Genomic DNA, 25,252 nt, shown 5'->3' with positions numbered 1-25,252 from the left:
CATGCCGACCCTGAACGACCTCGCCCTCGGGCTGCCAGGCTACGACGCCGACGACCTGCCGGTCGACGTCGCGCGCGACTTCATCGCGCGCATGCTGCCGCACGTGCAGGCGGTGGAGCACCTGTCGCTGCGCTCGAGCCTGGGCCGCGTGCTGGCGCAGGACATCGTCTCGACGATCGCCGTGCCGCCGCAGGACAACGCGGCGATGGACGGCTATGCGTTCCGCGGCGACGAGTTGCGGCCCGGCGAAGCCACCGTGCTGACGGTGGCCGGCATCGGCCTGGCGGGCCAGCTCGTCGGGCACGACATCAACGCCGGCCACTGCGCCCGCATCATGACCGGCGCGGTGATGCCGCCCGGGCTCGACACCGTCGTGCCGCAAGAACTGGTGCAGCGCGACGGCAACCGCATCACCGTTCCGGCCGACGCGGTGAAGCCGGGCGCGAACCGGCGGCTGGCCGGCGAAGACCTGGCGCGCGGCAGCATCGCGCTGCACGCCGGCCGCGCGCTGCGGCCGGCCGACCTGGGCCTGGTCGCGTCGCTCGGCCGCGGCGAGCTGCCGGTGCGGCGCCGCCCGCGCGTGGCCTTCTTCTCCACCGGCAACGAGCTGCGCTCGGTCGGCGAGGCGCTCGACGAAGGCTGCGTCTACGACAGCAACCGCTACACGCTGTGGGGCATGCTGCAGCGGCTCGGCGTCGAGGTGCTCGACCTGGGCATCGTGCGCGACGAGCCTGCGGCGCTCGAGGCCGCGTTGCGGCATGCGGTCGAGAACGCCGACGTGGTGATCACCTCCGGCGGCGTCAGCGTCGGCGAGGCCGACCACACGCGCGCGGTGATGGCGCGGCTCGGGGAGGTGCTGTTCTGGCGCATCGCGATGCGGCCGGGCCGGCCGATGGCGGTGGGCCGCATCGCGAGCCAGGGCCGCGAGGCGGTGCTGTTCGGGCTGCCGGGCAACCCGGTCGCGGTGATGATCGGCTTCTACGCCTTCGTGCGCGACGCGCTGCTCGCGATGTCGGGCGCCACCGTCCGGCCGCTGCCGATGCTGCAGGCGCGCTGCACGGCGGCGATCCGCAAGCGGCCGGGGCGCACCGAGTACCAGCGCGGCATCGTGTCGCGCGCGGCCGACGGCACGTGGCAGGTCGCGATCACCGGTTCGCAGGGCTCGGGCGTGCTGCGCAGCATGAGCGAGGCGAACGGGCTGGTGGTGCTGGCGCACGAGCAAGGGGATGTGCCGGCGGGCAGCGTCGTCGAGATCATGCCGTTCGACGGATTGGTGTGAACGCCCCCCGGATTGGCATCCGGGACCTCACCTCACGCTCTCGACGCCCTTGTTCGCGAGCTGATCCGCCCGCTCGTTGCCCGGGTCGCCCGCGTGGCCCTTCACCCAGCGCCAGTCGACGTGGTGCAGGTTGCGCAGCCCGTCGAGCCGTTGCCACAGCTCGGCGTTCTTCACCGGCTTCTTGTCGGCGGTCTTCCAGCCGCGCGTCTTCCAGCCGTGGATCCACTCGGTGATGCCTTTGCGCACGTACTCGCTGTCGGTGTAGAGGATCACGTCGCAGGTGCGCTTCAACGACGCCAGCGCCTCGATCACCGCCGTCAGCTCCATGCGGTTGTTGGTGGTCTGGCGCTCGCCGCCGAACATCTCCTTCTCGTGCTCGCCGGTGCGCAGCCACGCGCCCCAGCCGCCGGGGCCGGGGTTGCCCTTGCAGGCACCGTCGGTGTAGATGAGGACCTGCGGGCGCTTGATCTGCGGTGAGTCGGCGGGTGCGGCGGGAGAGGCGTCGGTCATGGGGTCTCGGAAGAAGAATGGGCGCCCTGCTGGGCTTGCTGGTGCGCACGGTGGCTCGCGACCGTCGCGGCGCGCTGGCCCGCGGTGCGCTGCTGCCGGATCAGGCCGACCAGCCGCATGCCGCGCACGCGCTTCACCGCCACCAGCAGGTAGACGCTGCCGAGCACCGGCCACCAGCGTTCGCCGATGCGTTCGATCCAGCCATAGCGCGCCAGCCACGCATCGGTCTTGAGGGGCGGACGATAACAGCCGAAGCGTCCGCCCTGCACCTCGAAGCTCAACAGCCGCAGCCAGTCGCGCAGCCGCCAGTACCCGAGGAACTCGCCGGCGCTCGGCAGGAAAAGCGGCTTGTTGCGCGAGAAGCCGATGTAGCGAAGCAGGCGGCCGAGCCGCTGGCGCAGCCCCCACAGGCTGGTCGGGTTGAAGCCGAGGATCACGATGCGCCCTTCGGGCCGCAGCACGCGCTCGACCTCGCCGAGCGCCAGGTGCGGATCGCGGGCGAGTTCCAGCGTGTGCGGCAGCACGACCAGGTCGAGGCTTTGCGAATCGAACGGCAGCGCATCGAAATCGCAGCGCAGCACCACGGCCACGCGATCGGCGGGAACTTCTGCGGCCGGATCGCCCTCCACCACCGGCCTTGGCGCGTCCACGCCGTACGCGTCGAGGGCGAGCCAGCGGTGCGGCATGCGGTTGGCACGCAGGCCGTCGAGTTCGGTCATGCCGAGCTGCAAAGCGTGAAATCCGAACACATCGGCCACGCTTCGATCCGTCTGGGCCTGTTCCCAGGCCAGCAGGTAGCGCCCCGGGGGGCTCTCCAGCCACTGTGCCAAACCTATAATCCCGCCGACTTGTGTCATGAAACTGCTTGCCCTGCCAGCCTTCGCCGATAACTACATCTGGATGCTTCACGACGGCCGGCAGGCTCTCGTCGTCGATCCGGGGGAATCGGCACCGGTGGAGCGAGCGCTGGACGCACAGGGCCTGAAGCTGTCGGCGATTCTAGTGACCCATCACCATGGCGACCACGTCGGCGGCGTCGATGCGCTGCGGCCCCGGCTGCAAGGTCCCGTCTACGGACCGGCGCGCGAGAAGATCCCGACCCCGTTCACCCCGTTGCACGATGGCGATGCCGTCGACTGGCTCGGCCAGCGCTTCGACGTGATCGACGTGCCGGGCCACACCGCCGGCCACATCGCATACTTCGGCCCGGCACGCGACGGCGATGCGCCGATCCTGTTCTGCGGCGACACCCTCTTCTCCGGCGGCTGCGGGCGGCTCTTCGAGGGCACGCCGGCGCAGATGCACCGTTCGCTGTCGCGCCTGGCCGCGCTGCCCGGCGACACGCGGGTGTGCTGCGCGCACGAGTACACGCTGTCGAACCTGAAGTTCGCGCGGGCCGTCGAGCCGCACAACGCCGACCTGCTCGACTACACCGCGCGCTGCGAATCGATGCGCGCCGACGGCCGCGCCACGCTGCCGAGTTCGATCGCGCAGGAGCGCCGCATCAATCCCTTCATGCGCTGTGCGCAACCCGAGGTGGCCGCTGCCGCCGCCACCCACGGCGCCCGGCCCGACGACGAAGTCGACGTGCTGGCTGCGCTGCGCCACTGGAAAAACAACTTCTGATGATTGACCTGAGTTCGACGCTGTCCTTGTCCTTGACCCACACCGTGCGACGAGGCTGCGGCCTCGGCCTGTTCGCCGTGCTGACCCTGCTGGCTGCCTGCGCGACCACCACCGATGGCGGCGTGGCCGGCGCGGCCTCGGCGGCTTCGGCCCCCGAGGCGTCGGCCGCGGCCGCGGCCAGCGCGCCGGCCGCCGCGGCATCGGCCGCCTCGGCCCCGGACAGCGCGGTTGCCGAAGGCCCGGCCGTCGCGCCGCCGATCGATCCGCTGCGCCCCGAAGAGAAGGTCGACCTGGACGCGCCCACCGCGACCATCGACCTGTGGGCGCGGCTGCGCCACGGCTACGCGATGCCCGACCTCGACACCGACCAGGTGCGCACCGCCGAGCGCTGGTATGCGTCGCGGCCCGACTACGTGCAGCGCATGACCGAGCGCGGCAGCCGCTACCTGTTCCACATCGTCGAAGAGGTCGAGCGCCGCGGCATGCCGACCGAGCTGGCGCTGCTGCCTTTCGTCGAGAGCGCGTTCAACCCGCAGGCGGTGTCATCGGCCAAGGCCTCGGGCATGTGGCAGTTCATGCCGGCCACCGGCAACACCTTCTCGCTGAAGCAGAACGTGTTCCGCGACGACCGCCGCTCGGTGCTCGATTCGACGCGCGCCGCGCTCGACTACCTGGCCCGGCTGCACGACATGTTCGGCGACTGGCACCTCGCGCTCGCCGCGTACAACTGGGGCGAGGGCAACGTGCAGCGCGCCATTGCGCGCAACCGGCGCGCCGGCAAGCCGACCGACTACCTCAGCCTGAAGATGCCGAACGAGACGGCGTACTACGTGCCCAAGCTGCAGGCGGTGAAGAACATCGTGCTGCACCCCGAGGAGTACCTGCTGACGCTGCCGTCGCTGGACAACCACCCGTACTTCCTCAGCGTGCCGATCGAGCGCGACATCGACGTCGCGCTGGCGGTGCGGCTGGCCGGCGTGTCGCACGACGAGTTCCAGACGCTGAACCCGCAGATGAACCGCCCGGTGATCCTGGCGGCCGGCACGCCGCAGCTGCTGCTGCCGTACGACAACGCGGCGCAGTTCGTGCGCAGCATCGGCGAGCACCGCGGCCCGCTGGCCACCTGGACGGCCTGGGTCGCGCCGCGCACGCTGCGTCCGGCCGATGCGGCCAGGCAGGTCGGCATGACCGAGGCGCAGCTGCGCGAGGTCAACAACATCCCGCCGCGCATGCTGGTGCGGGCCGGGTCGACGCTGCTGGTGCCGCGCGCCGAAAGCCGGCTGACCGATGTGTCGGAGCACCTGGCCGACAACGCGATGATGTCGCTGGTGTCCGAATCGCCGCCGTTGCGCCGCATGGCGCTGAAGGCCGGCAAGCGCGAGAGCGTGGCGACGGTCGCGCAGCGCTACCGCGTGAGCGCGGCGCAGGTCGCGCTGTGGAACAAGACGACCGTCGGCGCGAACTTCAAGCCGGGGCAGACGGTGTACGTGTTCGTCGCGAGCAAGTCGACGACGGCGCGCAAGCCGGGGGTGCGCACCGCGTCGAAGGCGCACCGGCCGGCGGCGAAGCGGAGCTCGCGGGTCGCGAAGCGCTGACCCGCAGCCCTTATCGCCGATCGCTCAGCGCATGCGCGATCGTGCCCAGGTCGACGTATTCGAGTTCGCTGCCGATCGGCACGCCTCGTGCCAGCCGCGTCACGCGCAATCCGCGTGACTTGAGCGTCTCGCCGATCACGTGCGCGGTGGCTTCGCCTTCGGCGGTGAAGTTGGTCGCGACGATCACTTCCTCGACCGACCCATCGCCCGCGCGCTCGATCAACTGCGCGAGGCCGATGTCGCGCGCACCGACGCCGTCGAGCGGGCTCAGCCGCCCCATCAGCACGAAGTACAGCCCCTTGTAGCTGCCGGTGCGCTCGAGCGCCGCCTGGTCGGCCGGCGTCTCGACCACGCACAGCAGCCGCGCGTCGCGCCGCTCATCGGCGCAGGTGCTGCAGATCGGGCCTTCGGTGAAGGTGTGGCAGCGCTCGCAGTGACGCACGTTCGCCATCGCCCGTTGCAGCGATGCCGCGATGCGCGCCGCGCCATCGCGGTCGTGCTGCAGCAGGTGGAAGGCCATGCGCTGCGCGGACTTCTGCCCGACGCCGGGCAACCGGCGCAGCGCTTCGATCAGTCCGTCGAGTGCAGGTTCGGCCACGGGTCAGAACGGGAACTTCATGCCCGGCGGCAGCGGCATGCCGGCGGTCAGCTTGCCCATCTTCTCGGCCGACACCTCTTCGGCGCGGCGGATGCCGTCGTTGAAGGCGGCGGCGACCAGGTCTTCGAGCATGTCCTTGTCGTCGGCCAGCAGGCTCGGGTCGATCGCGACGCGCTTCACGTCGTGCTTGCAGGTCATCGTGACCTTCACCAGGCCGGCGCCGGACTGGCCTTCGACCTCGATGTGCGCGAGCTCGTCCTGCGCCTTCTTCAGGTTGTCCTGCATCGCCTGGGCCTGCTTCATCAGACCGGCGAGTTGGTTCTTCATCATGGTGTGGGGTCCTCGTGTTTCAGTGGGGTTTGACCGAGCCGGGCACGATGCGCGCCGTCTTGAACTGCTGCATCAGGGCCTGCACCAGCGGGTCGTTGTGGATGATCTGTTCGGCCTCGGCCTGGCGGCGCGCGCGCTCGGCGGCGGCGCGCAGGGCCGGCGAATCGGTCGGCACGCCGGGTTCGACCTCGATGCGCACCGGCCGGCCGAGCTGCGTGGCCAACGCGGCCTGCAGCTTGTTGCGCTGCACGTCGGCGCGCAGCGTCTCGCGCTCGACGCGCAGGCGCCAGACCTGCTCGGCGCCCTGCTCGTCGACCGCGATGCACTGGCCTTGCAGCGCGAGTTCGCGAACCAGCGCGCCGATGGCGTTGGCCTGCACCATCTGCACGACGGTGTCGTTCCAGCGGTCGCCGAGCGGCGTGCGGTCGAAGCTCGGTACCGGCGACGCGGCCATCGGCACCGGAACGGGCGCGGACGGCGCGCTGCGCGCACGCGGCTCGTCGTCGGGCTCGGGCATCGGGGCCGACGAACCGGCGGGTTCGTCGTCGAAGGGCACGTCGAGCCACGGCGGCGGCTCGCTGTCTCGAACCTCGGGACGCGCTGCCGGGCGTGCCTGCACCGGCGCTGCCGCGGCAGGCGGCCTTGCAACGGCAGACGGGACCGCCGGTGCAGCCACGGGCTGCGCGGGCGGCGCGGCAACAACCGGCGGCGGACGCCGCACAGGCGCCGCGGCAGCAGCCGTCGGCACCGCGGCCGCGCTGCTGCGGCCGCTGACCATCGCCGGCGCTTCGCGGCGCGGGGCCGGCGTGCCGCCCGGCTTGAAGGCCAGCAGGCGCAGCAGCACCATCACGAGGCCGCTGTATTCGTCGGGCGCCAGGCCCAGCTCGGCGCGGCCATGCAGCACGATGCTGTACAGCAGCTGCGTCTCGTCGGGCGCCAGCAGCCCGGCCAGGCGCTGCACGGCCGGCGTGTCGGGATCGCTCTCGTCGGCGGCGCCCGGCACCGCCTGCAGCACCGCCATCTGCTGCAGCAGCGTCGCGATCTCTTCGAGCGTGCCGCTGCACGACAGGCCGAGCGAACGCAGCCCGTCGACCGTGGCGACCACCTCGGCGCCGTCGCCGGCGGCCAGCGCCTCGACCAGCCGCACCGCATGGCTGCGATCGACCGCGCCGAGCATCTGGCGCACGCCGGCTTCGAGCAGCGCGCCGGCACCGAACGCGATGGCCTGGTCGGTGAGCGACAGCGCATCGCGCATCGAGCCGCGGGCGGCGCGCGCCAGCAGGCGCAGCGCGCCGGGCTCGGCCTCGATCTGCTCGGCGTTCAGCACCGTCGCGAGGTGCTCCTGCACCGTCTGCGGCGCCATCGGCCGCAGGTTGAACTGCAGGCAGCGCGACAGCACGGTCGGCGGCACCTTCTGCGGATCGGTCGTCGCGAGGACGAACTTCAGGTAGTCGGGCGGTTCCTCGAGCGTCTTCAGCATCGCGTTGAACGCGGTGTTCGACAGCATGTGGACTTCGTCGATCATGTAGACCTTGAAGCGGCCGACCACCGGCTTGTAGACGGCCTGGTCGAGCAGCTGCGAGATCTCTTCGACGCCGCGGTTGGAGGCTGCGTCCAGCTCGACGTAGTCGACGAAGCGGCCGCTGTCGATGTCGCGGCAGGCATCGCACACGCCGCAGGGGTGCGCGGTGATGGTGCCCTGCCCGTCGGCGCCGGTGCAGTTGAGCGATTTCGCGAGGATGCGCGAGACGGTGGTCTTGCCGACACCGCGCGTGCCGGTGAACAGGTAGGCGTGGTGCAGGCGTTGCTGCGTCAGCGCGTTGGCCAGCGCCTGCACGACGTGCTCCTGGCCGACGAGGCCTTCGAAGTCACGCGGGCGGTATTTGCGGGCCAGGACGAGGTAAGACATCGGGGCATTCTACGGGGGCCTGCGGTATCCGATAATCGCGGTTTCGGCTTGCTGCCGACCCGCGACCGACCTCCCCCGCCCCGATGAAATCCACCCCCGCATCCCCCGACACGCTCAGCTACGAACAGGCCGGCGTCAACTACGACCTGATCGACCCGCTGAAGGTGGCCGCCCAGCGCGCCGCAAAGGCGACCGGCGCGCACCTGGGAGCCCACGGATTCAGCGAGGTCGAGGCTTCGCGCGGCGAATCGGCCTACGTGGTCGACGTCGGCCCGTTCTATCTGGCATCGATCGTCGAATGCCTGGGCTCGAAGGCGCTGGTGGCCGACGAGATGAAGGCACTGACCGGCAAGAGCTACTACGCCGGCATTGCGCAGGACACGATCGCGATGGCGATCAACGACCTGATCACCGTCGGCGCGACGCCGCTGGTGGTGCAGGCCTACTGGGCCGCCGGCGGTTCCGACTGGTTTTCCGACGCGCAGCGCGCGCAGGCGCTGGTGGCCGGCTGGAAGGCCGCGTGCGACACCTGCCAGGTGGCCTGGGGCGGCGGCGAGACGCCGGCGCTGGCCGGCATCGTGGCCGAAGGCCGCATCGACCTGGCGGCGAGCTGCACCGGGCTGATCAACCCGAAGGAGCGGCTGTCGGTGGGCGACAAGCTGGCGCCGGGCGATGCGATCGTGCTGCTGGCGTCGAGCGGCATCCATGCGAACGGGCTGAGCCTGGCGCGCAAGCTGGTGGAGCGGCTGCCGAAGGGCTACCTGACCGAGGTGTCGCCGGGGCTGAGCTACGGCGAGGCGCTGCTGGCGCCGACGGTGCTGTATTCGCCGGTGACCGAGGCGCTGTACAAGGCCGGCATCCAGCCGCACTACTGCGCCAACATCACCGGCCACGGCTGGCGCAAGCTGCTGCGTCACCCGGCGGCGCACACGTACCGCATCCACAGCGTGCCCGAGGTGACGCCGGTGCTGAAGTTCATCCAGCAGCATGCGAAGCAGGACGATCAAGAGGCCTACAGCACGCTGAACATGGGCGCGGGCTTTGCGATCTTCGTGAAGGCGGAAGATGCGCAGCGCACGGTGGAGGTGGCCGAGGCCGCAGGCGTGAAGGCGATGGTGGCGGGCGCGGTGGAAGCCGGCCCGAAGCGGCTGCTGATCGAGCCGCTGAACATCGAATTCGGCGACGATTCTTTGCAGCTGCGCTGAGAAGGGCATCACCCGTCGCCTACAATCCGCCGCGACGGGCCTCCCCGCATGGAAGCACGGCCAACCGGGTCAGGTCGGGAACGAAGCAGCCCTAACTGTCGCGACCAGTGCCGGGGGTAAGGCTCGTCACCTGTCCCACCTCCTCCCTGTTGATGCCTCATGGCGTCATTGAGGCCGGTTCAGCATTTCCGCCCCCACGAATCAGCAATTTACCGAGTGCCGTGCAAAGCCGGGCGCGCTACAACGCGGCATGCAGCGTGCAGAAAAGACACTGAAGCCGGCGGCCGATGCAGCGCCGACGGCGGCGACCGCTCGCCCTCAGGGGCTGCAAGCGCTCATCGACAGGTCACCGCGCATGCAGGCCCAGCTTCGCTCGATGGCGGCCTCGTTCGGTCGCGCGATGCAGCCCCCCGCGCAACTCGAACGCCACGACGTGGCGCAGCGCGTGGCGCCTTATCACGCCTGGATGCACGACAACGCAGCGTTCCTCGACGAACTCGAAACCGACCACTACGCCCTGTCGAGCTACTCCAACCTGTCCGCGATCACCGTCATCAACGTCCACCACGATCCGCGCGTGATCAAGCAACTGGACCTGGCGAATGCCAACGCGGTACACCCCGAACTCAAGGCGCGATTGATCGACCTGACGTCGAGCGTGCACATCCGCCCTGCCACGCCGACGCACGACAACCAGGAGGGCAACCTGCCCGGCGGGCAGGTCTATTACGAGATGGGCATGGAGGGCGGCGGTGGCACGCGGCTGGTGGTCAACGCCACGACCCATCAGGTCTATTTCAGCCAGCACTATGGCGGCCACCAGAACATGAATGCGAACGGTACGCCCAGGGCCGACAGTCCCTTCGCGGAGCTGATCGGCATGACCCCTGAGGAGTCGGCCGTGCTGCGGTACCAGGTCATCTTCTTCCAGGCCGAGACGCAAGCCTATGCGGACGCCCTGAACGAACAGACGCAGGTCGACCGATTGCAGCAGGATCTCGACCGCAAGCGCAGCATGCTCGCCACGGCGCTCAGACGACAGGCCGCGGCCAGGAGCCCGAAGCAGGCCGGGATCACCGCCGCCCGTGTGACCAGCGCCCAAGCCGCCGTGACACGCGCAGAACGGCGCCTCAGGCGCTTCGTGCCCGAGGCCGATCTCGCCGCCGCGGCGGGTGCCCGCGCCGACTACGTGGAGACGCTGGCCGCCCCGCTGCGCACGGGCCAGGCGCAGGCCGTTGCCGGATTCGATCCCGTCGGTCGGATCATGTGGAGCAACCATGCGCGCATCGGCGCAAACCTGCGCGCCAGCTTGCACTACCTGAACGCCTGCAGGGCCGTCCTCACCCGCATCAGTACCGCCAACTCGGTGTGAACCCCGTCCGGTGCGAACCCCGATGCATCGCTGCTTCCCGGCGTCGCACGGAGCTCAGTGCGAATGCCCGTGCCGGTGGTGGATGTCAGGAAAGTGCGCGTGCCGGTGCGACAGAACGCCATGCCGATGAGGGTGCACATGCGGCTCGCTCCCGTCCCACGGAAAGTCATGCTCGTGCTGGTGATGCGCGTCGTGTCGATGCGGATGCGCGTGCTCGAGCGGCTCATGCGTGTGCTCGTGCTCGTGCCGTTCTCGAACATGCAGCCAGACGCCGACGGCCATCAGCGCTGACGCTGCCCAGAACGATGCGGACGGGAGCTCCGGCCACAGCACCAGCGAAATGACGACGCCGAACAGTGGCGCTACCGAGAAGTAGGCCCCGGTACGCGCGGTGCCGAGCGTTCGGAGTCCGACGACGAACAGCGTCAGACTCAGGCCGTAGCCCAGCATCCCGATCGCCAGGCTGGCGCCGACCGTCGACCACGCCGGCAGCGTCGCCCCGGACACCCATGCCAGGCCGGTATTGCAGGCGCCTGCTAGCAAGCCCTTGATGCAAGCCACGACCATCGCGTCGTTCGTCGACACTTTCCGGGTCAGGTTGTTGTCGATGGCCCAGCTGAGGCAGGCGCCGACGATGAGCAAAGCGCCAGGCGAAAGCATCCCGCCCCCCGGCGCCCATGAGAGCAAGACACCGCCAGCAACGATGGCCACCATGCCGATGACGATCTGGCGATCGGCGTTTTCCTTGAACACGATCCAGGCGATGACGGCCGTCAGGACACCTTCAACGTTCAGAAGCAGCGACGCCGTGGCGCCGGAGGTCTGGCCCAGGCCCCACATCAGCAGGGTGGGTCCCACGACGCCACCGAAGACGATGGCCCCCAGCAGCCACGGCATATCCCCGCGTGAGATGCGCAGCGCCTGCGCAGCATGAGCGTCTCGGGCCCGCCGCAGAAGCAGGAGCACGCCCAGCCCCAGTCCGCTGCCCAGGTAGAGAAGTCCGGCCAGCAGCAACGGCGGCATGTCCCCGACCAGGACCTTGGCGAACGGCGTGCTGGCGCCGAACAGCAGGGCTGCGGCCAGCGCGGGCAAAGCGGAGCGGATGGACATGGGCATCAGTGGAGCACATCTGCGAGGGCCAGGACGTCCATCGAAATATCCCTTGTAGCAATCATTGCCATGTGTGATATTTGCTTCATGATCAATTGGCTGATACTGACCGCGACGCTTCCGACCAAGCCCAGCGCTTTGCGCGTCAGGGTCTGGCGCGCGCTGAAGGCCACGGGCGCCGGCACGCTGCGCGAAGGCGTCTACATCCTTCCGGAACACGCGCCGACCGCGCAGGCGCTGTGGGACCTGGAACGGACCATCTCCGGGGCAGGCGCCGAGGCCCACATGCTGGTGGTGCCGGCCCGCGACGAGGCACAAGACAAGGCGTTCCGCGGCTTGTTCGACCGGTCGGACCTCTACGCCGGGCTGCTCCAGTCGATCAAGGAGGGTCGCGGCAGCATCAAGAGGGCATCTGAGGCAGAGCTGCACAGGGGCCTGCGGATGCTGGAACAGCAGCTGCAGGCCATCCAGGCCGGTGATTTCTTTGCCGGCAACGGCAGCCAGAAGGCCACCGACGCCCTCACTGCACTGCGGCGCGAGGTCGAACTGCACTTGTCGCCCGACGAACCCGCGTCGGCGCAGGCCGCTGTTGCATCGCGTTCCATCGCCGACTACCAGGGGCGCACCTGGGCGACCCGCAAGCGGCCATGGGTCGACCGCCTCGCGACGGCCTGGCTCGTGCAGCGCTTCATTGACCGATCGCCCACGTTCACCTGGCTGGCCAACACGAAGAAGTGCCCGAAGACCGCCCTCGGGTACGACTTCGACGGTGCGACATTCACCCACGTGGGCGACAAAGTGACCTTCGAGGTGGTCGCCGAGAGTTTCGGGCTGATGGCAGATCCAGCCGTTCGGCGCTTCGCCGGGCTCGTCCACTGCATCGACATCGGCGGCACCGCCGTCGATGAGGCCGCGGGCGTCGAGATGCTCGTCAGGGGCCTGCAGGCCACGCACGACACCGACGACGCGCTGCTGGCCGCAGCGATTCCGCTGTTCGACTCCCTTCATGCAGCAATGCAGGAGCCCCATGACCGCTGAAGCCACCACGCTGCAGGCGCCCGAGCCACCGACTCGCGCCGAGGCCTTCTCCTACTGGTTCAAGCTGGGCCTCATCAGTTTCGGCGGGCCCGCCGGACAGATCGCCCTGATGCACGAGGAACTCGTCGAGCGACGGCGTTGGATATCGGAAAGCCGATTCCTCCACGCGCTGAACTACTGCATGCTGTTGCCCGGCCCCGAAGCGCAGCAGCTGGCGACCTACCTCGGATGGTTGATGCACCGCACCGCGGGCGGCATCGTGGCGGGCGGCCTCTTCGTGTTGCCGTCCCTGTTCATTCTCATCGCGCTGTCGTGGGTCTACATGGCCTTCGGCAACGTGCCGGTCATCGCTGGCCTCTTCTATGGCATCAAGCCTGCCGTCACGGCGCTGGTCGTCCATGCCGCGTACCGGGTGGGATTGCGTGCGCTGAAGAATCGCTGGCTGTGGGGCATCGCGGCGGCAGCGTTCATTGCGATCTTTGCCGCGAGGGTTCCGTTTCCGGTCATCGTCCTGGCCGCGGGTCTCGTCGGCTACGTCGGCGGCAGGTACGCGCCCGACAAGTTCAAGGTCGGCGGTGGCCATGGCAAGGCCGCCGAGGGGTTCGGCCCGGCGCTCATCGACGACGACACGCCCACGCCCCAGCACGCGCTGTTCACCTGGGCGCGGTTTCGCAAAGTGCTGGTCGGCTTCGTGGCACTGTGGGCCGCGGCGATCGGCGCCCTCACCGTTGCCTATGGGTGGGACGCGGTGCTCACGCAGATGGCCTGGTTCTTCACCAAGGCAGCACTGCTGACGTTCGGGGGTGCGTACGCGGTGCTGCCGTATGTCTACCAGGGCGCGGTCGACACCTTCCACTGGCTCACGCCGACGCAGATGATCGACGGGTTGGCGCTGGGCGAGACGACCCCCGGGCCGCTCATCATGGTGGTGTCCTTCGTCGGCTTTGTCGGCGGCTGGACCGGTGCCATCTTCGGCGGCGACTCGCTGCTGCTTTCGGGAGCGGTGGCTGCGGTCGTGGTGACCTTCTTCACCTTCTTGCCGTCGTTCTTCTTCATCCTGCTGGGGGCGCCGTTCATCGAGTCGACACACGGCAACCTGAAGTTCACGGCGCCGTTGACCGGCATCACCGCCGCCGTCGTCGGCGTCATCGTGAACCTGGCGGTGTTCTTCGCGTACCACGTGCTGTGGCCCCACGGACTTGCCGGGCCCTTCGAGTGGCCTTCGGCACTCATCGGCCTCGCTGCGGCAGTGGCGCTGTTCCGCTTCAAGCTGGACGTCATTCCGGTCGTGCTGGGTTCAGGCATCGCCGGCCTGGCCTGCCGCCTGGCGCATGCCGCCATCTTCGCCACCGTCTGAGGAATCAACATGGATTCACGAATTCAAGAGCAGCCGTTGCCAGGTCAACGGCCTCAGCGCGAGGAACTCGCCGCAGCCAACTCGATGCTGCTGCGCGAGTTGTACTTCGGCTGCCTCGGCGGCGACGGCAACGCGATGACGCCGGCGATGGCCCTGGCGCTCGACGCGAACTTCGGGAGCGTCGCTCGCTGACGCGAAGAGTTCGTGGCGACGGGCAAGGCCCAGGGTGGGGATTCCGGCTGGGTGTTGCTCGCATTCCAGCCGCGCGTCGGGAAGGGAGCTTCGACCCAAGGAGACGGCATCGCGAAGCGGGCCGCCCGTGAGCGCCCCGAGATCGATCGCATAGAAGCCTGCGCATTGCCTGCTCAGCGGTTGCGACTGCATGTCTGCTGTCTCAGCGGAGCCTACGTTGACCGAACGGGCCCCAGCAATGCCAGCTCGGTGGCAGCTGCAATCTGGTCGGCGAAGGTCGAGCTTCCGACTGCCCGAGCGAGGGTGACGGCACCGACCAGTGAAGCCAGGGCCGCGCACGCCGCATCGACGTCCTTCGGTGCACGCGGCGACGCTGGCCCGTCGACAACGGCTTCTGCAACTTCGCGCAATGCCACCTCGAAGGCCGTTCGCGACTCTGGATCGGAACGTGCCACTTCGGTGGGCATCGACTGCAGCGTGCATCCCTCCGACAAATCGCAGCGGCGCTTCACGCTCAGGTAGAACCTCACGAACTCCGGCCACCAGCGGCGTCCATGCTCCGCCTGGAAGTAGAGGATTCCGCCGCGCAGTTCGTCCATGCCATGCTTGAGCGATTCGCGGAAGGCAGCGCCCTTCGAATCGAAGTGCACGTAGAAGGCGCCCGACGTGACACCAGCCTCCTTGGCCAGGCCATCCACGCCGGTGCCGGCGTACCCCCCTTTGCGAAACGCGCGGCCGGCGCCCTCAAGGATGCGCTGGCGCGTCTGCGCCTTCTGTTCGGACCTTGACATCGAGATTCCCGTCGATTGCGCAGACCGGATTGTAGTTGACCAAAGAACGATCGTTATGTAGAGTTCAAATCACGGTCGTTACTCGACGGTCGGTTGGCGGACCTGTGCAATGCGCCGCCAAATCCATCCACCTTGGAGCATCCATGCCTCTCACCCTCACCCTCACCGAAGGCGTTCTGCCAAAGGGCCAAGAACGACTGGCATTCGCCCGGCTTTCGGACGCCATGATCAAGTGGCACGGATTGACGGGAAACACGGCCGTCACGCCGAACATCGTTGGTTCGATCAACGTCGTGCCGCAGGAGTACACGTTCTCCGGATCGAAGGAGGCCTCCGTCGCATTTGTCGAATGGAAAGTCCCGGCGTTCGCATTCAACAGCCGCGAGATTCAGTCGGGGTACATCGAAGAGGCAACCGACATCATTCATTCGATGTCCGGCGGGCGTCACCCCAGGGAGCGCATCTGGGTCAACGTGGTTCACGCCGTGGACGGCGCCTGGGGAATCGGCGGCGTCGCGCTGACCAACGCACAGCTCGTCGGCTGACGCGGCAAGACGGCCAGTCTCCACGGGGCGGGCACGGGGCAACGGCACAGGGCGGCAGCGAATCCCTAGGCTTTTCACCCATCGCAAATCAGCCCAGCGCTGATTCCCCCAAGCTCCCTTCGCTGGTCTGATCCCCATCACGCCAGCCCAACAGCCAGCAGTACCGCCAAGGGCGGCACCCACCACCAGGGAGCCCCCATGCGAATCACCCACCGACTGCTCGCCGCCGCCATCGCGGCATTCACGCTGGCCCCCGCCCAGGCCCAGGTCCGTGCCTTCCCGGCCAACCTGCAATACCCCAACGGCGCCTGCTCGCTCTCGCCGAAGGAGCTGAGCCACTGGTTCGCCTCCGGCAGCATCGCCAAGGGCGGGCTCGTCACCTTCGCCAACAGCGTCGCCTTCCCGCAGCAGAACACCACCTGCGACTTCTACAAGTGGGCGCACCAGATGTTCCTGTGGATCTCGTCGCCGGCCGCCGGCGGCATCGTGCTGGAGTCACCCACCTTCTTCGACATCAACTTCGACAACTCGGGCGGTCACTACATTCCCAACGCGGCAGGCGTCGTGCGCCACAGCTTCGCGGTGCGCGGCACCAAGCCGCAAAGCATCCAGCCCGGCGGCCAGGCCGGCGGCGGCGACACCGTGCTGTCGATGAACGGCTCGCTGGTCTACTTCGGCGTGCACGCGAACGACGTCTACGCCTGGTTCAACACCGCGGTGTCGAACAAGGCGATTCCCGCGACCGCGCCCTTCCCCAACACGCAAGCCGGGCTCGCCTCGGTGGTGAGCTACGCATCGAGCCAGGGCACATCGCTGCCCGATGCCAACGCCCTCGGGCTGGAACTGAAGACCGCCTGGGTCGATGCCGCCACCGTGCCCAACGCGGCCGACTACGTCACCATCGACGCCACCGTGCCCAACTACGTGAAGACGAGCAGCACGCTGTGGACGATCAACAAGCAGTCGCCCACGGTCGCGAAGACGCTGGCGCTGGTCGGCATCCACATCGTCGGCGCGGTGCAGGGCCACCCCGAGATGGTCTGGGCCACCTTCGAGCACCGCAACAACGCGCCGGACAATTCGTTCTACTTCAACACTCTCTTCGGCAGCACGGTGCAGGTGCCGTACAACTCGACCGGCACCTGGTCCTTCATGGCCAGCGGCGGGTCGCAGAGCGGCGCGCTGGTGCCGCAGATGACGATCGATCCGGCCACCGGCAACGTCGTCGCGACCAACGGCAACTCGATCCGCCAGAACAACGTCTACCGCGTCAACCCGTGGGGCAATGCGCCCACCGCGGCCTCGGCCGGCAACAACAGCCAGCTGATCTCGCTGAACCTCGACATCGACGTGATGCTCGGCCTGGTGGGCGACGTGCGCGGCAACTACACGCAGGTGGGCGCGGTGTGGACCAGCGACGGCTCGATCCCCTCCGGCCCGACCTCGCCGGCACTGCGCGGCTCGCTGCTGCTGGCCAACACCACGATGGAGACCTATCACCAGGTGGTGATCCCGAACAAGTCGGCGTCGATGGGCTGCTTCGGCTGCCATTCGTCGACCACCAGCACCGGCACCAGCCACCTGTTCCCGATCAACCCGCTGCCCACCAAGTGACAGGGAGACGCCCCATGTGCACCCGCTTCACGCCGGCCGCCCTGCCCCTGCTGCTGTCGATGGCGATGCTCGCGAGCTGCTCCTCGCCGGCCACCCCGCCTTCGCTGCGCGGCGACGCCGCCGCACCGCCGCCGATCGACCCGGTGATCGCCACCTGCAACATCACCCCGCCCGACGTGGCGATCGCGCCCGCGCTGCTCACCTCGGGCACGCCGTGCGCACCGCAACTCGTGCCGCCGTTCGACGACATCGTCAACCTGCAGCACGGGTTCGACATGTTCTCGTGGCTCACCTTCGTCGGGCTGAACGCCCCGCGCGAAGGCGCCGCGCCGCTGCCGGGCAGCAACGCGCCCACGCAGTGGCAGGCCTGGCGCGAGGTCTCCGACGTGATGCTGCCGGGCGGCGCGGCACCGGGCGGGTGGAACGCGCCGCGCGTCACGCCCGAGGCCTGCAGGCTCATCCCCGGTGCGGCCTCGCTGCGCGTCGTGCGGCGCGCCGAGCTGAACAAGGGCGGCACCGTGCCGGCCGAGGTGACCAGCGAGGTGAACCAGCCGTTCGACAGCGGCCCGCTGATCGACCTCAACGGCAACTACGTGCGCTACGAGATCCTCGTGAACGAGCCGATGTTCCAGTTCATCGTGCAGAACCGGCTGTACAGCAAGCAGGGGCAGCAGGCCTTCAACGGCCCGGTGGCATTCCCGGCCGGCAACGTCACCGGCGGCAGCACCGGCACGATGGGCGCCGTGATGGTCAAGGCCGCGTGGAAGGTGATGGGGCCGGGCGACGACCCGGGCCGCTTCCACACCGTCGACGCGCTGGCCTACAACCCGCCGTCGCAGAACCCGAAGGTCGCGGAGAGCTGCCGCAAGGTGTCGCTCGGGCTGGTGGGCTGGCACGCCGCGCACAAGAACGTGAACGAGCCGCAGTGGAACTGGTCCACCTTCGAGCAGGTGGACAACGTGCCCACCAGTGCGCAGGTGAAGGCCGGCACGCTGAAGGCGCACTACAACTTCCACGACCCGTCCTGCAAGTCGTGCGCGGTCAACCAGCCGCCGCCGCGCCCGTGGAACCCCAACCTGCAGCCCTTCCCGAACGGCTTCACCAGCCAGGTCACCCGCGTCACGCCGCTCACCGCCCCCACCGTGGCGCTGAACAGCAGCTTCCAGGCGATCCTGCGCGGCACGGTGTGGCAGAACTACGAGCTGGTGAGCACGCAGTGGCCGACCAACGCCAAGAGCAAGACCGACCCCACCGGCGTGCCCGCGCCGACCTTCCTGGCCAACACCACGCTCGAGACCTACACGCAGGGCACCGTGCCGCAGGCCTCGTCGAGCTGCATGGCCTGCCACAACAACGCCACCGACACCACCGGTCGGCCGTCGGACTTCACCTTCGTGCTGGAGCGCGCCCAATGAACACCACAGCGAGCAGCACACCGCTGCAAACCTTCGTCGACCTGTCCGCCCTGCTCACCGGCATCGCCGCGTCGGCACTGGCGCCGCCGCTCGACCCGAAGGACATCAAGCAGGCCTACTTCGACTACGTGCAGCGGGAGCAGCCCGACACCTTCAACCAGCTGCTGGCCGTCTATGCGGCGAACGCTCAGCAACCGCCGGCCACCATCGCCGACCTCATCCTCACGCAATCGGATCCGGCGGTCCGCCTGCTCGCACGCAGCGTGATGCTGATGTGGCTGCTGGGCAGCTGGTACGCACCCGGCGACCTGCAGAAGGCCAACGCCGCCGGGCAACCGCCCGACAGCGTGGTGATCTCGGCCGAGGCCTACACGCAAGGCTGGGCCTGGAACCTGGCGCAGGCGCACCCGATGGGCTACAGCGACCTGCAGTTCGGCTACTGGGCGAACCAGCCGCCGACCCTCGACGATTTCATCGGAGGCGAACAATGAGCACCGGCACCCCCATCCCCACCCCGGCGGAGTACGACGTCGTCATCGTCGGCGCCGGCGTCAGCGGCGCGATGATCGCCAAGCAGCTCGGCCTGGCCGGCAAGAAGGTGCTGATGCTGGAGGCCGGCGCCGGCCTCCCGCCCAACAACAACGAGTTCATGCAGCGCTTCTACACCACGGTGGCCAAGGTGCCGGAGTCGCCGTACACGCCCGAGGTCTTCACGCCGCCCGGCAGCGGCACGCTGACGAACCCGGGCACGCTGAACGCCGGCCGCCCGACCACGATGATGCTGAGCCAGGGCGCGTGGCAGAACCCGGCGATGGCCTACATGGACCAGCAAGGCCCGCTGCCCTTCAGCAGCACCTACGAACGCATCGCCGGCGGCACCATGCGCCATTGGCTGGGCACCAGCCTGCGCAACGTGCCGAACGATTTCCGGATGGCCAGCGCCTATGGCCTGAAGCCGGACCCGCAAGGCAACCAGAACAATTTCGCCGACTGGCCGCTGAGCTACGCCGACCTCGAACCCTGGTACGAGAAGGCCGAGTTCGAGATCGGCGTCTCGGCCGACAAGGCCACGCAGGCCTACCTGGGCATCAGTTTCCCGCCCACCTACCAGTACCCGATGAAGCCGATCCCGGCCTCGCTGGTCGACCAGGCGGTGACCGAGGCGGTGAGCGGCCAACGCATCGACGGCCTGCCGCTGGTGGTGACCGAGACGCCGGCCGGCCGCAACTCGCAGCCCTTCCAGGGCCGCAGGGTCTGCGCCGGCAACACCAACTGCATTCCGATCTGCCCGATCCAGGCCAAGTACGACCCGAGCATCACGCTCAACGCGGCGCTGAACACCGGCCAGGTCACGCTGATGGCGCAGACCGTGGCCAGCGAGATCCTGGTCGGCGACGACGGCCGGGTCAGCGGCATCAAGTACCTGCGCTACGACGACATCAACGGGCCGGCCACCGGCCAGGGCACCTGCACCGGCAAGCGCTACGTGCTGGCCGCGCATGCGGTCGAGACGCCGCGGCTGTGCCTGATGTCGAAGAACAACGGCGAGACGGCGAACGGCGTGGCCAACAAGAACGGCCTGCTCGGCAAGTACCTGATGGACCACCCGCTCTACCTGGCCTGGGCCCTGGCGCCGAACCCGGTGTACGGCTACCGCGGACCGCTGGCCACCTCGGGCATCGAGAGCCTGCGCGACGGCGACTTCCGCGCGCAGCGCGCGGCCTTCCGCATCGAGATCGGCAACGAGGGCTGGAACTTCTCGGCCGGCGACCCGTGGACCACGACGGTGGACTTCGTGAACGGCATGAACCTGAGCCAGCTCAATCCGTCGCTGTCGGCGCTGTGGGGCAGCGACCTGGTCAACGCGCTCAACCGGAACCTGTCGCGTCAGTTCCGGCTCGGCTTCCTGGTCGAACAATCGCCCGATGCCGGCAACTGCGTCGAGTTGTCGACGACCCAGGTCGACCACCTGGGCCTGCCGCGGCCGCAGATCCGCTACGACCTCTCGCCGTACACCCGCGCCGGCTTCGCGGCGGCCAAGAAGACCGCCGATGCGATCTTCGACATGATGGGCGCCACGCAGTACACGCAGGAGCCCGAGGCGAACGATCCGGCGGCCTTCGAGGTCGACATCGACGGCACGCCGACCCGGCTGAAGTACTACGGCGCCGGGCACATCGTGGGCACGCACCGCATGGGCCGCGATGCGGCCAGCTCGGTGGTGAATGCCGACCAGCGGTCCTGGGACCACCAGAACCTGTTCCTGGTCGGCAGCGGCTCGTTCCCGACGGTGGCGACCGCCAACCCGACGCTCACCATCGCCGCGGTGGCATTGCGCACCGCCCAGGCCTTGATCGACGACCTGGCGGCCTGAGGCGGCAACGCTCACTGCGCCAGCTGCACGTTCCTCACCTTGAAGCTCACGCCCTGCTGGTCGTCCCACACCGGGAAGATCCCGAACGGCACGGTGATGTTGTCCAGCGTGAAGCACGGTGCGTTCTTCACCGCGACCACGTCGGCGACGTTCAGCGTGATCGCGTGGAAGGCCCCATCGGCCGGCGGCTTCATCGCGTCGGGAATCACGTAGTCGACGTTGCGGCAGCCGTCGCCCGGGCTCTCCATCTTGATCGCCAACCCCTTGGTGTTGCTGCCCCAGCTGCTCACCGCCAGCTCGAACTGCAGCGTACCGCCGGCATACCCGCTCAGGTTCAGCCCGCTGCCGGTGAAGTAGAACGTGCCGTTGCCGCCGTCGGCCGCGAACTGCAGGTCGGCCTCGCCGTTCGCCACGCTCGCCACCACGTGCGTCGGCGTCGACGTGTACAGGCCGGTCGCCAGGCCGTCGCGCAGCCCGTCCGTGCCCAGCAGCGTCGCACTCGGGCCCGGCAGCGGCTCGATGGTCGGCGGCGGCGGCGGTGCCAGCTCGGCGCAGGCGTGCGTGTCGGCATCGCCGCTCGCATTCACCAGCCAGCGGATGTTCGCAAAGCTCGCGCTGAACGGCTTGTCGGTCTGCACCAGGAACGCGGTGTCGATTGCCGAGAAATCCGCACCGGCATCCGCAAAGCACGACAGCGGGATCTTCACCGTGGCCTTGGTCCCCAGCGGCAGCGCCGCCAGCACCGCGGTGCCGTCGAGCTCGCCGCGGCACGGGTAGCCGCAATCGATGCGGATCTTCACGCTGCCCTGCGGTGCCTGTTCGACCACGATGTCGAACGCCAGCACGGCCTTCGCGTCCGGGTGCACGTAGCTCTCCAGGTCCTGCGGGTTGCGCACGCTGGTGCTGGCCGGGTCCGACGCGATCGCCTTGAACTCCCCGAGGCCGGTCCAGGTCAGCTTCTTGCCGTCCTGCTGCACGTTGACCTGCGCCGTCTGCAGCGTCAGCGTGCCGTCCTGCGTCACCACGGTCGCGTTCAGGTCGGCGCCGACCGGGATCATCCAGTTCGGCGACGAGCCGATGAACAGCGGGAAGCTCGGGTTCTCGACGAGGTTGAACACCTCCAGCGGCTCGGTCGCCGCCGGGCCGGTGTTGGCGCTCTGGCCGCAGCCGAGCGTCGGCGTGGTCTCGTCCAGCGTGTTGCCCAGCGGTGTGCCGGCGGCTGCATAGCCCAGGCCATGGCCGTACGCAAACAGCGGGTCATAGCTCGCATCGCCGCGGTTCAATACCGCCTGGCAAGCGCTCTTCGGCCACGAGAACGACAAGCGTCCCTGGAAGTCGAAGTTCACCGAACCATCGGCCTTGCGAAACAGCACGTCGGCCACGCCCTTGCCTTCGGTGCCCGGCAGCCAGGCAGCGACGAACGCATCGCTGCGGTTCAGTTCCTTGTTGACCCACAGCGGCCGGCCGCTCATCAGCACCGTCACCACCGGCACGCCCTTGCCCTTCACCGCATCGAGCACCGCCAGGTCGGCCGGATAGCGCCTGGCATGCTCCAGCGTGCCGGTCTTGCCGATGTCGCCGGCGCCTTCGGCATACGGCGTCTCGCCGATCACCGCGATCACCGCCTTGTAGTCGGCGACGTTCACCGTGGCGGCATCGACGGAGTACGTGACGTTGCCCTCGCCCGCCGCCTCGCGAATGCCCGCCAGCACGGTGTCGCCGTTCGGGAAATCGGCGTTCGTGTTCGACGTGCCCTGCCAGGTCAGCGACCAGCCGCCCGTCTGGTTCGACATGCTGTCGGCGCTGCGGCCGACCACCAGCAGCTTCTCGCCGCGCTGCAGCGGCAGCACGCCGCCATCGTTCTTCAGCAGCACCAGCGATTTGCGGACCGCCTCGCGCGCCAGTTCGCGGTGTTGCAACGCCGCCGGGTCGCCGGCACCGGCGCGCAGCGACGGCTTCGTCGACACCGCCGCGCCGCCTTCGAGCTTCAGCAGCCCGGAGCGCAGCTTCACGCGCAGGATGCGCGTCACCGCGTCGTCGATGCGCGCCATCGGGATTTCGCCCGCGGTGACCGACGCGATGGTGTTGGCGATGAAGGCCTGCCAGTCGTCCGGCACCATCACCAGGTCGATGCCGGCATTGATGGCCGGCGGGCACGACGCGTTGGTGCAGGCCTTGAGCGCACCGGTCGAATCGGTGTACTTCACCTGGCCGATGCCGTTCCAGTCGGACACCACCAGCCCGTCGAAGCCCATCTTGGTCTTCAGCACGTCGGTCAGCAGGTACTTGTTGCCGTGCATCTTGACGTTCGCGAAGTCCAGCGCGACGCCGTCCTTCGTGCTGCCCTGGAAAGTCCAGCTGTTGAACGACGCCATGACCGTCTGTGCACCCGCCGCCAGCGCGGTGTAGTAGCCCGCGCCGTGGATGTTCATCATCTCCTGCAGCGTGGCCTTGGTCTCGCCCTGGTCCTTGCCCTGGTCGGTGCCGCCATCGCCCATGAAGTGCTTCGCGGTGGCCACCACGGTGGGCCGGCCCGATGCCGCAAAACGCCCCTGCAGGCCGGTGGTGTAGCGGCCGCCGTAGCTGCTGACGATCTCCGGATCTTCGGAGAAGCCTTCGTAGGTGCGGCCCCAGCGGTCGTCGCGCACCACCGCCAGCGTCGGCGCGAAGGTCCAGTCGATGCCGGTCGAGTGCACCTGCATCGCCACCGCCGCGCCGATGCGCTCGATCAGCTCGGGGTCGTTCGCGGCACCGAGGCCGATGTTGTGCGGGAACAGCGTGGCGCCATGGACGTTGCCGTGGCCGTGCACGGCGTCGGTACCCCAGATCACCGGGATCTTCACCGCCATGTCGGTGTCCATCGACGCCTGCCAGTAGGCATCGGCCAGCGCCAGCCAGTCGGCGACGCTCGCGTTCTTGTCGTTGCCCGGCCAAGCGCCGCCGCCGTTCAACACCGAGCCGATGTAGTACTGCTTCACCTGCTCGGGCGTGATGCTGCGGATGTCGGGCTGCGTCATCTGGCCGACCTTCTGCGCCAGCGTCATGCCGGCCACCAGGCCCTGGATCTGCGCCTCTTGCGAGGCCTCCTGCGGAATCGCGCTCTTCACGGCGGGCCAGTCCTCCAGCGGCTTGTTGTCGACAGGCGGCGACGGTGGCGTCGCCGGATCGTCGTCATCGCCACCACCGCAACCGTTCAGGCCGAGCGCGAGCGCCGCCAGCCCCAGCGTGAGCCACCGTTTCATCCTGTCGTCTCCTTGAGTCGTCGTTATGGCGCAGCGTATGGAACCGTTTCCACTCCGATGCTGCGCGGACTCTAGGAGATCTTGTCGAAATATTTCACTAGGTTAACTACTCACTGCGGCGGGCACGCAGGTTGCCTGGGACCTGCGTGCCGGCAGCGGCGACCGGCGTTCAACGGCTGATGAAGTCGCGCACCAGCTTGCCGGTGGCCGCCGGGTTCTCTTCCATGATCCAGTGGCCCGAGCCGGGAACGATGCCTTCGGTGACATCGTCGGCAGCGGCGCGCATCACGGTCGCCATCATCGGCCCGAAGGATTTCTCGCCGCCGAGTGCCAGCAGCGGCATCTTCAGGCGGGCGCCCGTCGCGAGGAACGCGCGGTTGTCGACCGCGTCCTGGTCGAACGCGGCGAACTGCGCAAAGCCGGAATGCATCGCACCCGGGCGGGCGTAGAGCTGCGCGTAGTGCTGGCGGGCGGTTTCGCTGAAGCGCGCGGGCGTGGCCGAGAACTCGTTCCAGAAGCGGTCGAGGTAGATGCGCTCGCGGCCGGCCACCAGGCGTTCCATGTCCGGCCCGCCGAAGCGGAAGTGCCACAGCAGCGGGTTCTTCAGGATGTCCTCCCACGGGCCGACACCGGGCACCGGTGCGTCGATCAACACCAGTCGGCGGACACGCTCCGGGTGCTGTGCCGCGAACTGGAAGGCGACCATGTTGCCGATGTCGTGCGCGACCACGTCGGCCTGCTGCACGCCCAGCGCATCGAGCACGCCGCTCACGTCGCCGGCCTGGGTCTTCTTGTCGAAGCCGCTCGCCGGCTTCGACGACAGGCCGAGCCCGCGCAGGTCGGGGACGACCACCGTGTGATCGCGCGCCAGGTCGGCCGCGAGCGGCGCCCACATGTCGCCGGTCTCGCCGTAGCCGTGCAGCAGCACGACCGCAGGGCCCTTGCCGCCGGAGCGGACGTGGATGGTGGCGCCGTTGGTCGTGACATCGCGGGTCGAGAACGTGGCCGGGAACGTGAGGGCCGCCTGGGCCGACGCCGAGACCGGCGCGGCCATCAGCGTGAGGGATGCCAGGGCAAGGGAAAGCAAGGTTCGCATGGTGATCTCCGTGGGGTGAATGAGGAACAGCTGTCGCCAGTGTCTTGAAACCGG

22 protein-coding genes and 1 other RNA gene are annotated in these 25,252 nt (G+C 68.8%); 14 read left to right on the top strand and 9 right to left on the bottom strand.

Annotated features, from left to right (window positions below):
- The first annotated feature begins 1 nt into the window (after position 1).
- A complete protein-coding gene (moeA, locus tag FHT26_RS20235) occupies positions 2-1,279 on the top strand; it encodes a molybdopterin molybdotransferase MoeA (RefSeq protein WP_168561901.1) in 1,278 nt (425 codons plus the stop codon).
- A gap of 27 nt (positions 1,280-1,306) precedes the next feature.
- Here the strand turns inward: moeA and rnhA are convergent, their stop codons facing one another.
- Positions 1,307-1,789: a ribonuclease HI gene (gene rnhA, locus FHT26_RS20230; RefSeq protein ID WP_168561900.1), complete on the bottom strand. Its 483-nt coding sequence runs from the start codon at positions 1,787-1,789 to the stop codon at positions 1,307-1,309.
- On the bottom strand, positions 1,786-2,646 hold the full coding sequence (locus FHT26_RS20225) for a class I SAM-dependent methyltransferase (RefSeq protein WP_168561899.1): 861 nt from the start codon (positions 2,644-2,646) through the stop codon (positions 1,786-1,788). The genes rnhA and FHT26_RS20225 overlap by 4 nt, the downstream gene beginning before the upstream one ends.
- Here FHT26_RS20225 and gloB point away from each other — a divergent pair.
- Both gloB and FHT26_RS20215 read left to right on the top strand, forming a co-directional pair.
- Positions 2,645-3,415 (top strand): hydroxyacylglutathione hydrolase, encoded by a 771-nt coding sequence (gloB, locus tag FHT26_RS20220; RefSeq protein WP_168561898.1) that lies wholly within the window; start codon positions 2,645-2,647, stop codon positions 3,413-3,415. The genes FHT26_RS20225 and gloB overlap by 2 nt on opposite strands.
- Positions 3,415-5,010: a transglycosylase SLT domain-containing protein gene (locus FHT26_RS20215; RefSeq protein WP_168561897.1), complete on the top strand. Its 1,596-nt coding sequence runs from the start codon at positions 3,415-3,417 to the stop codon at positions 5,008-5,010. The genes gloB and FHT26_RS20215 overlap by 1 nt, the downstream gene beginning before the upstream one ends.
- A gap of 10 nt (positions 5,011-5,020) precedes the next feature.
- Here the strand turns inward: FHT26_RS20215 and recR are convergent, their stop codons facing one another.
- The 3 genes from recR to dnaX are packed head-to-tail and all read right to left on the bottom strand — an operon-like array spanning position 5,021 to position 7,847.
- Complete coding sequence (gene recR / locus FHT26_RS20210; RefSeq protein WP_168561896.1) at positions 5,021-5,608, bottom strand: recombination mediator RecR; 588 nt, start codon at positions 5,606-5,608, stop codon at positions 5,021-5,023.
- A 3-nt stretch (positions 5,609-5,611) separates the two neighbouring features.
- Positions 5,612-5,938: a YbaB/EbfC family nucleoid-associated protein gene (locus FHT26_RS20205; RefSeq protein ID WP_168561895.1), complete on the bottom strand. Its 327-nt coding sequence runs from the start codon at positions 5,936-5,938 to the stop codon at positions 5,612-5,614.
- Positions 5,939-5,957: 19 nt separating this feature from the next.
- Positions 5,958-7,847, bottom strand: a complete 1,890-nt coding sequence (gene dnaX / locus FHT26_RS20200; RefSeq protein ID WP_168561894.1) for a DNA polymerase III subunit gamma/tau — start codon at positions 7,845-7,847, stop codon at positions 5,958-5,960.
- An 83-nt stretch (positions 7,848-7,930) separates the two neighbouring features.
- Here dnaX and FHT26_RS20195 point away from each other — a divergent pair, with 83 nt between their 5' ends.
- From FHT26_RS20195 to FHT26_RS20185, 3 genes are all read left to right on the top strand, one after another.
- Positions 7,931-9,052 (top strand): AIR synthase-related protein, encoded by a 1,122-nt coding sequence (locus FHT26_RS20195; RefSeq protein WP_168561893.1) that lies wholly within the window; start codon positions 7,931-7,933, stop codon positions 9,050-9,052.
- Positions 9,053-9,085: 33 nt separating this feature from the next.
- An RNA gene (gene ffs / locus FHT26_RS20190) (signal recognition particle sRNA small type) lies at positions 9,086-9,183 on the top strand.
- Between the two features lie 119 nt (positions 9,184-9,302).
- Entirely contained in the window at positions 9,303-10,424 is a 1,122-nt protein-coding gene (locus FHT26_RS20185) for a cyclic nucleotide-binding domain-containing protein (protein ID WP_168561892.1), read from the top strand.
- Between the two features lie 54 nt (positions 10,425-10,478).
- Here FHT26_RS20185 and FHT26_RS20180 read toward each other — a convergent pair whose 3' ends face one another.
- The gene (locus tag FHT26_RS20180; protein ID WP_168561891.1) at positions 10,479-11,534 is read right to left on the bottom strand and encodes a DMT family transporter; all 1,056 of its coding nucleotides are present in this window, start codon (positions 11,532-11,534) and stop codon (positions 10,479-10,481) included.
- An 87-nt stretch (positions 11,535-11,621) separates the two neighbouring features.
- On the opposite strand from FHT26_RS20180, the gene FHT26_RS29565 reads away from it, so the two are divergent.
- The 3 genes from FHT26_RS29565 to FHT26_RS30090 are packed head-to-tail and all read left to right on the top strand — an operon-like array spanning position 11,622 to position 14,121.
- On the top strand, positions 11,622-12,572 hold the full coding sequence (locus tag FHT26_RS29565; protein ID WP_210427501.1) for a chromate resistance protein ChrB domain-containing protein: 951 nt from the start codon (positions 11,622-11,624) through the stop codon (positions 12,570-12,572).
- The gene (gene chrA, locus FHT26_RS20175; RefSeq protein WP_210427500.1) at positions 12,562-13,929 is read left to right on the top strand and encodes a chromate efflux transporter; all 1,368 of its coding nucleotides are present in this window, start codon (positions 12,562-12,564) and stop codon (positions 13,927-13,929) included. The genes FHT26_RS29565 and chrA overlap by 11 nt, the downstream gene beginning before the upstream one ends.
- A gap of 9 nt (positions 13,930-13,938) precedes the next feature.
- Complete coding sequence (locus FHT26_RS30090) at positions 13,939-14,121, top strand: hypothetical protein (protein ID WP_246868015.1); 183 nt, start codon at positions 13,939-13,941, stop codon at positions 14,119-14,121.
- Between the two features lie 212 nt (positions 14,122-14,333).
- Here the strand turns inward: FHT26_RS30090 and FHT26_RS20165 are convergent, their stop codons facing one another.
- Positions 14,334-14,912 (bottom strand): TetR/AcrR family transcriptional regulator, encoded by a 579-nt coding sequence (locus FHT26_RS20165; RefSeq protein ID WP_168561889.1) that lies wholly within the window; start codon positions 14,910-14,912, stop codon positions 14,334-14,336.
- 143 nt (positions 14,913-15,055) lie between these two features.
- On the opposite strand from FHT26_RS20165, the gene FHT26_RS20160 reads away from it, so the two are divergent.
- The 5 genes from FHT26_RS20160 to FHT26_RS20140 all read left to right on the top strand — a co-directional run bounded on the left by FHT26_RS20160 (position 15,056) and on the right by FHT26_RS20140 (position 20,860).
- Positions 15,056-15,457, top strand: a complete 402-nt coding sequence (locus FHT26_RS20160; protein ID WP_168561888.1) for a 4-oxalocrotonate tautomerase — start codon at positions 15,056-15,058, stop codon at positions 15,455-15,457.
- Positions 15,458-15,655: 198 nt separating this feature from the next.
- Entirely contained in the window at positions 15,656-17,071 is a 1,416-nt protein-coding gene (locus tag FHT26_RS20155; protein WP_168561887.1) for a hypothetical protein, read from the top strand.
- A gap of 14 nt (positions 17,072-17,085) precedes the next feature.
- The gene (locus FHT26_RS20150; RefSeq protein ID WP_168561886.1) at positions 17,086-18,486 is read left to right on the top strand and encodes a hypothetical protein; all 1,401 of its coding nucleotides are present in this window, start codon (positions 17,086-17,088) and stop codon (positions 18,484-18,486) included.
- Positions 18,483-18,977, top strand: a complete 495-nt coding sequence (locus FHT26_RS20145; RefSeq protein WP_168561885.1) for a sorbitol dehydrogenase — start codon at positions 18,483-18,485, stop codon at positions 18,975-18,977. Before FHT26_RS20150 ends, FHT26_RS20145 begins: the two co-directional genes overlap by 4 nt.
- Entirely contained in the window at positions 18,974-20,860 is a 1,887-nt protein-coding gene (locus tag FHT26_RS20140; protein WP_168561884.1) for a GMC family oxidoreductase, read from the top strand. Before FHT26_RS20145 ends, FHT26_RS20140 begins: the two co-directional genes overlap by 4 nt.
- Before the next feature lie 11 nt (positions 20,861-20,871).
- Here the strand turns inward: FHT26_RS20140 and FHT26_RS20135 are convergent, their stop codons facing one another.
- A complete protein-coding gene (locus FHT26_RS20135) occupies positions 20,872-24,102 on the bottom strand; it encodes a glycoside hydrolase family 3 N-terminal domain-containing protein (protein WP_168561883.1) in 3,231 nt (1,076 codons plus the stop codon).
- Between the two features lie 169 nt (positions 24,103-24,271).
- Entirely contained in the window at positions 24,272-25,198 is a 927-nt protein-coding gene (locus tag FHT26_RS20130) for an alpha/beta fold hydrolase (RefSeq protein WP_168561882.1), read from the bottom strand.
- Positions 25,199-25,252: the final 54 nt, after the last annotated feature.

The organism is Rhizobacter sp. SG703, from assembly GCF_012275445.1.
Lineage (GTDB): Bacteria > Pseudomonadota > Gammaproteobacteria > Burkholderiales > Burkholderiaceae_C > Rhizobacter.
The sequence above is the reverse complement of the archived record's forward strand: the minus strand, read 5'-3'. Positions and strand labels throughout refer to the sequence as shown.

Excerpts from the sequence above, each read along its gene's own strand:
- moeA (WP_168561901.1), top strand. The coding sequence starts at position 2 with ATGCCGACCCTGAACGACCTCGCCCTCGGGCTGCCAGGCTACGACGCC.
- rnhA (WP_168561900.1), bottom strand. The coding sequence starts at position 1,789 with ATGACCGACGCCTCTCCCGCCGCACCCGCCGACTCACCGCAGATCAAG.
- gloB (WP_168561898.1), top strand. The coding sequence starts at position 2,645 with ATGAAACTGCTTGCCCTGCCAGCCTTCGCCGATAACTACATCTGGATG.
- FHT26_RS20225 (WP_168561899.1), bottom strand. The coding sequence starts at position 2,646 with ATGACACAAGTCGGCGGGATTATAGGTTTGGCACAGTGGCTGGAGAGC.
- FHT26_RS20215 (WP_168561897.1), top strand. The coding sequence starts at position 3,415 with ATGATTGACCTGAGTTCGACGCTGTCCTTGTCCTTGACCCACACCGTG.
- FHT26_RS20205 (WP_168561895.1), bottom strand. The coding sequence starts at position 5,938 with ATGATGAAGAACCAACTCGCCGGTCTGATGAAGCAGGCCCAGGCGATG.
- dnaX (WP_168561894.1), bottom strand. The coding sequence starts at position 7,847 with ATGTCTTACCTCGTCCTGGCCCGCAAATACCGCCCGCGTGACTTCGAA.
- FHT26_RS20195 (WP_168561893.1), top strand. The coding sequence starts at position 7,931 with ATGAAATCCACCCCCGCATCCCCCGACACGCTCAGCTACGAACAGGCC.
- FHT26_RS20185 (WP_168561892.1), top strand. The coding sequence starts at position 9,303 with ATGCAGCGTGCAGAAAAGACACTGAAGCCGGCGGCCGATGCAGCGCCG.
- FHT26_RS20180 (WP_168561891.1), bottom strand. The coding sequence starts at position 11,534 with ATGTCCATCCGCTCCGCTTTGCCCGCGCTGGCCGCAGCCCTGCTGTTC.
- FHT26_RS29565 (WP_210427501.1), top strand. The coding sequence starts at position 11,622 with ATGATCAATTGGCTGATACTGACCGCGACGCTTCCGACCAAGCCCAGC.
- chrA (WP_210427500.1), top strand. The coding sequence starts at position 12,562 with ATGACCGCTGAAGCCACCACGCTGCAGGCGCCCGAGCCACCGACTCGC.
- FHT26_RS30090 (WP_246868015.1), top strand. The coding sequence starts at position 13,939 with ATGGATTCACGAATTCAAGAGCAGCCGTTGCCAGGTCAACGGCCTCAG.
- FHT26_RS20165 (WP_168561889.1), bottom strand. The coding sequence starts at position 14,912 with ATGTCAAGGTCCGAACAGAAGGCGCAGACGCGCCAGCGCATCCTTGAG.
- FHT26_RS20160 (WP_168561888.1), top strand. The coding sequence starts at position 15,056 with ATGCCTCTCACCCTCACCCTCACCGAAGGCGTTCTGCCAAAGGGCCAA.
- FHT26_RS20155 (WP_168561887.1), top strand. The coding sequence starts at position 15,656 with ATGCGAATCACCCACCGACTGCTCGCCGCCGCCATCGCGGCATTCACG.
- FHT26_RS20150 (WP_168561886.1), top strand. The coding sequence starts at position 17,086 with ATGTGCACCCGCTTCACGCCGGCCGCCCTGCCCCTGCTGCTGTCGATG.
- FHT26_RS20145 (WP_168561885.1), top strand. The coding sequence starts at position 18,483 with ATGAACACCACAGCGAGCAGCACACCGCTGCAAACCTTCGTCGACCTG.
- FHT26_RS20140 (WP_168561884.1), top strand. The coding sequence starts at position 18,974 with ATGAGCACCGGCACCCCCATCCCCACCCCGGCGGAGTACGACGTCGTC.
- FHT26_RS20135 (WP_168561883.1), bottom strand. The coding sequence starts at position 24,102 with ATGAAACGGTGGCTCACGCTGGGGCTGGCGGCGCTCGCGCTCGGCCTG.
- FHT26_RS20130 (WP_168561882.1), bottom strand. The coding sequence starts at position 25,198 with ATGCGAACCTTGCTTTCCCTTGCCCTGGCATCCCTCACGCTGATGGCC.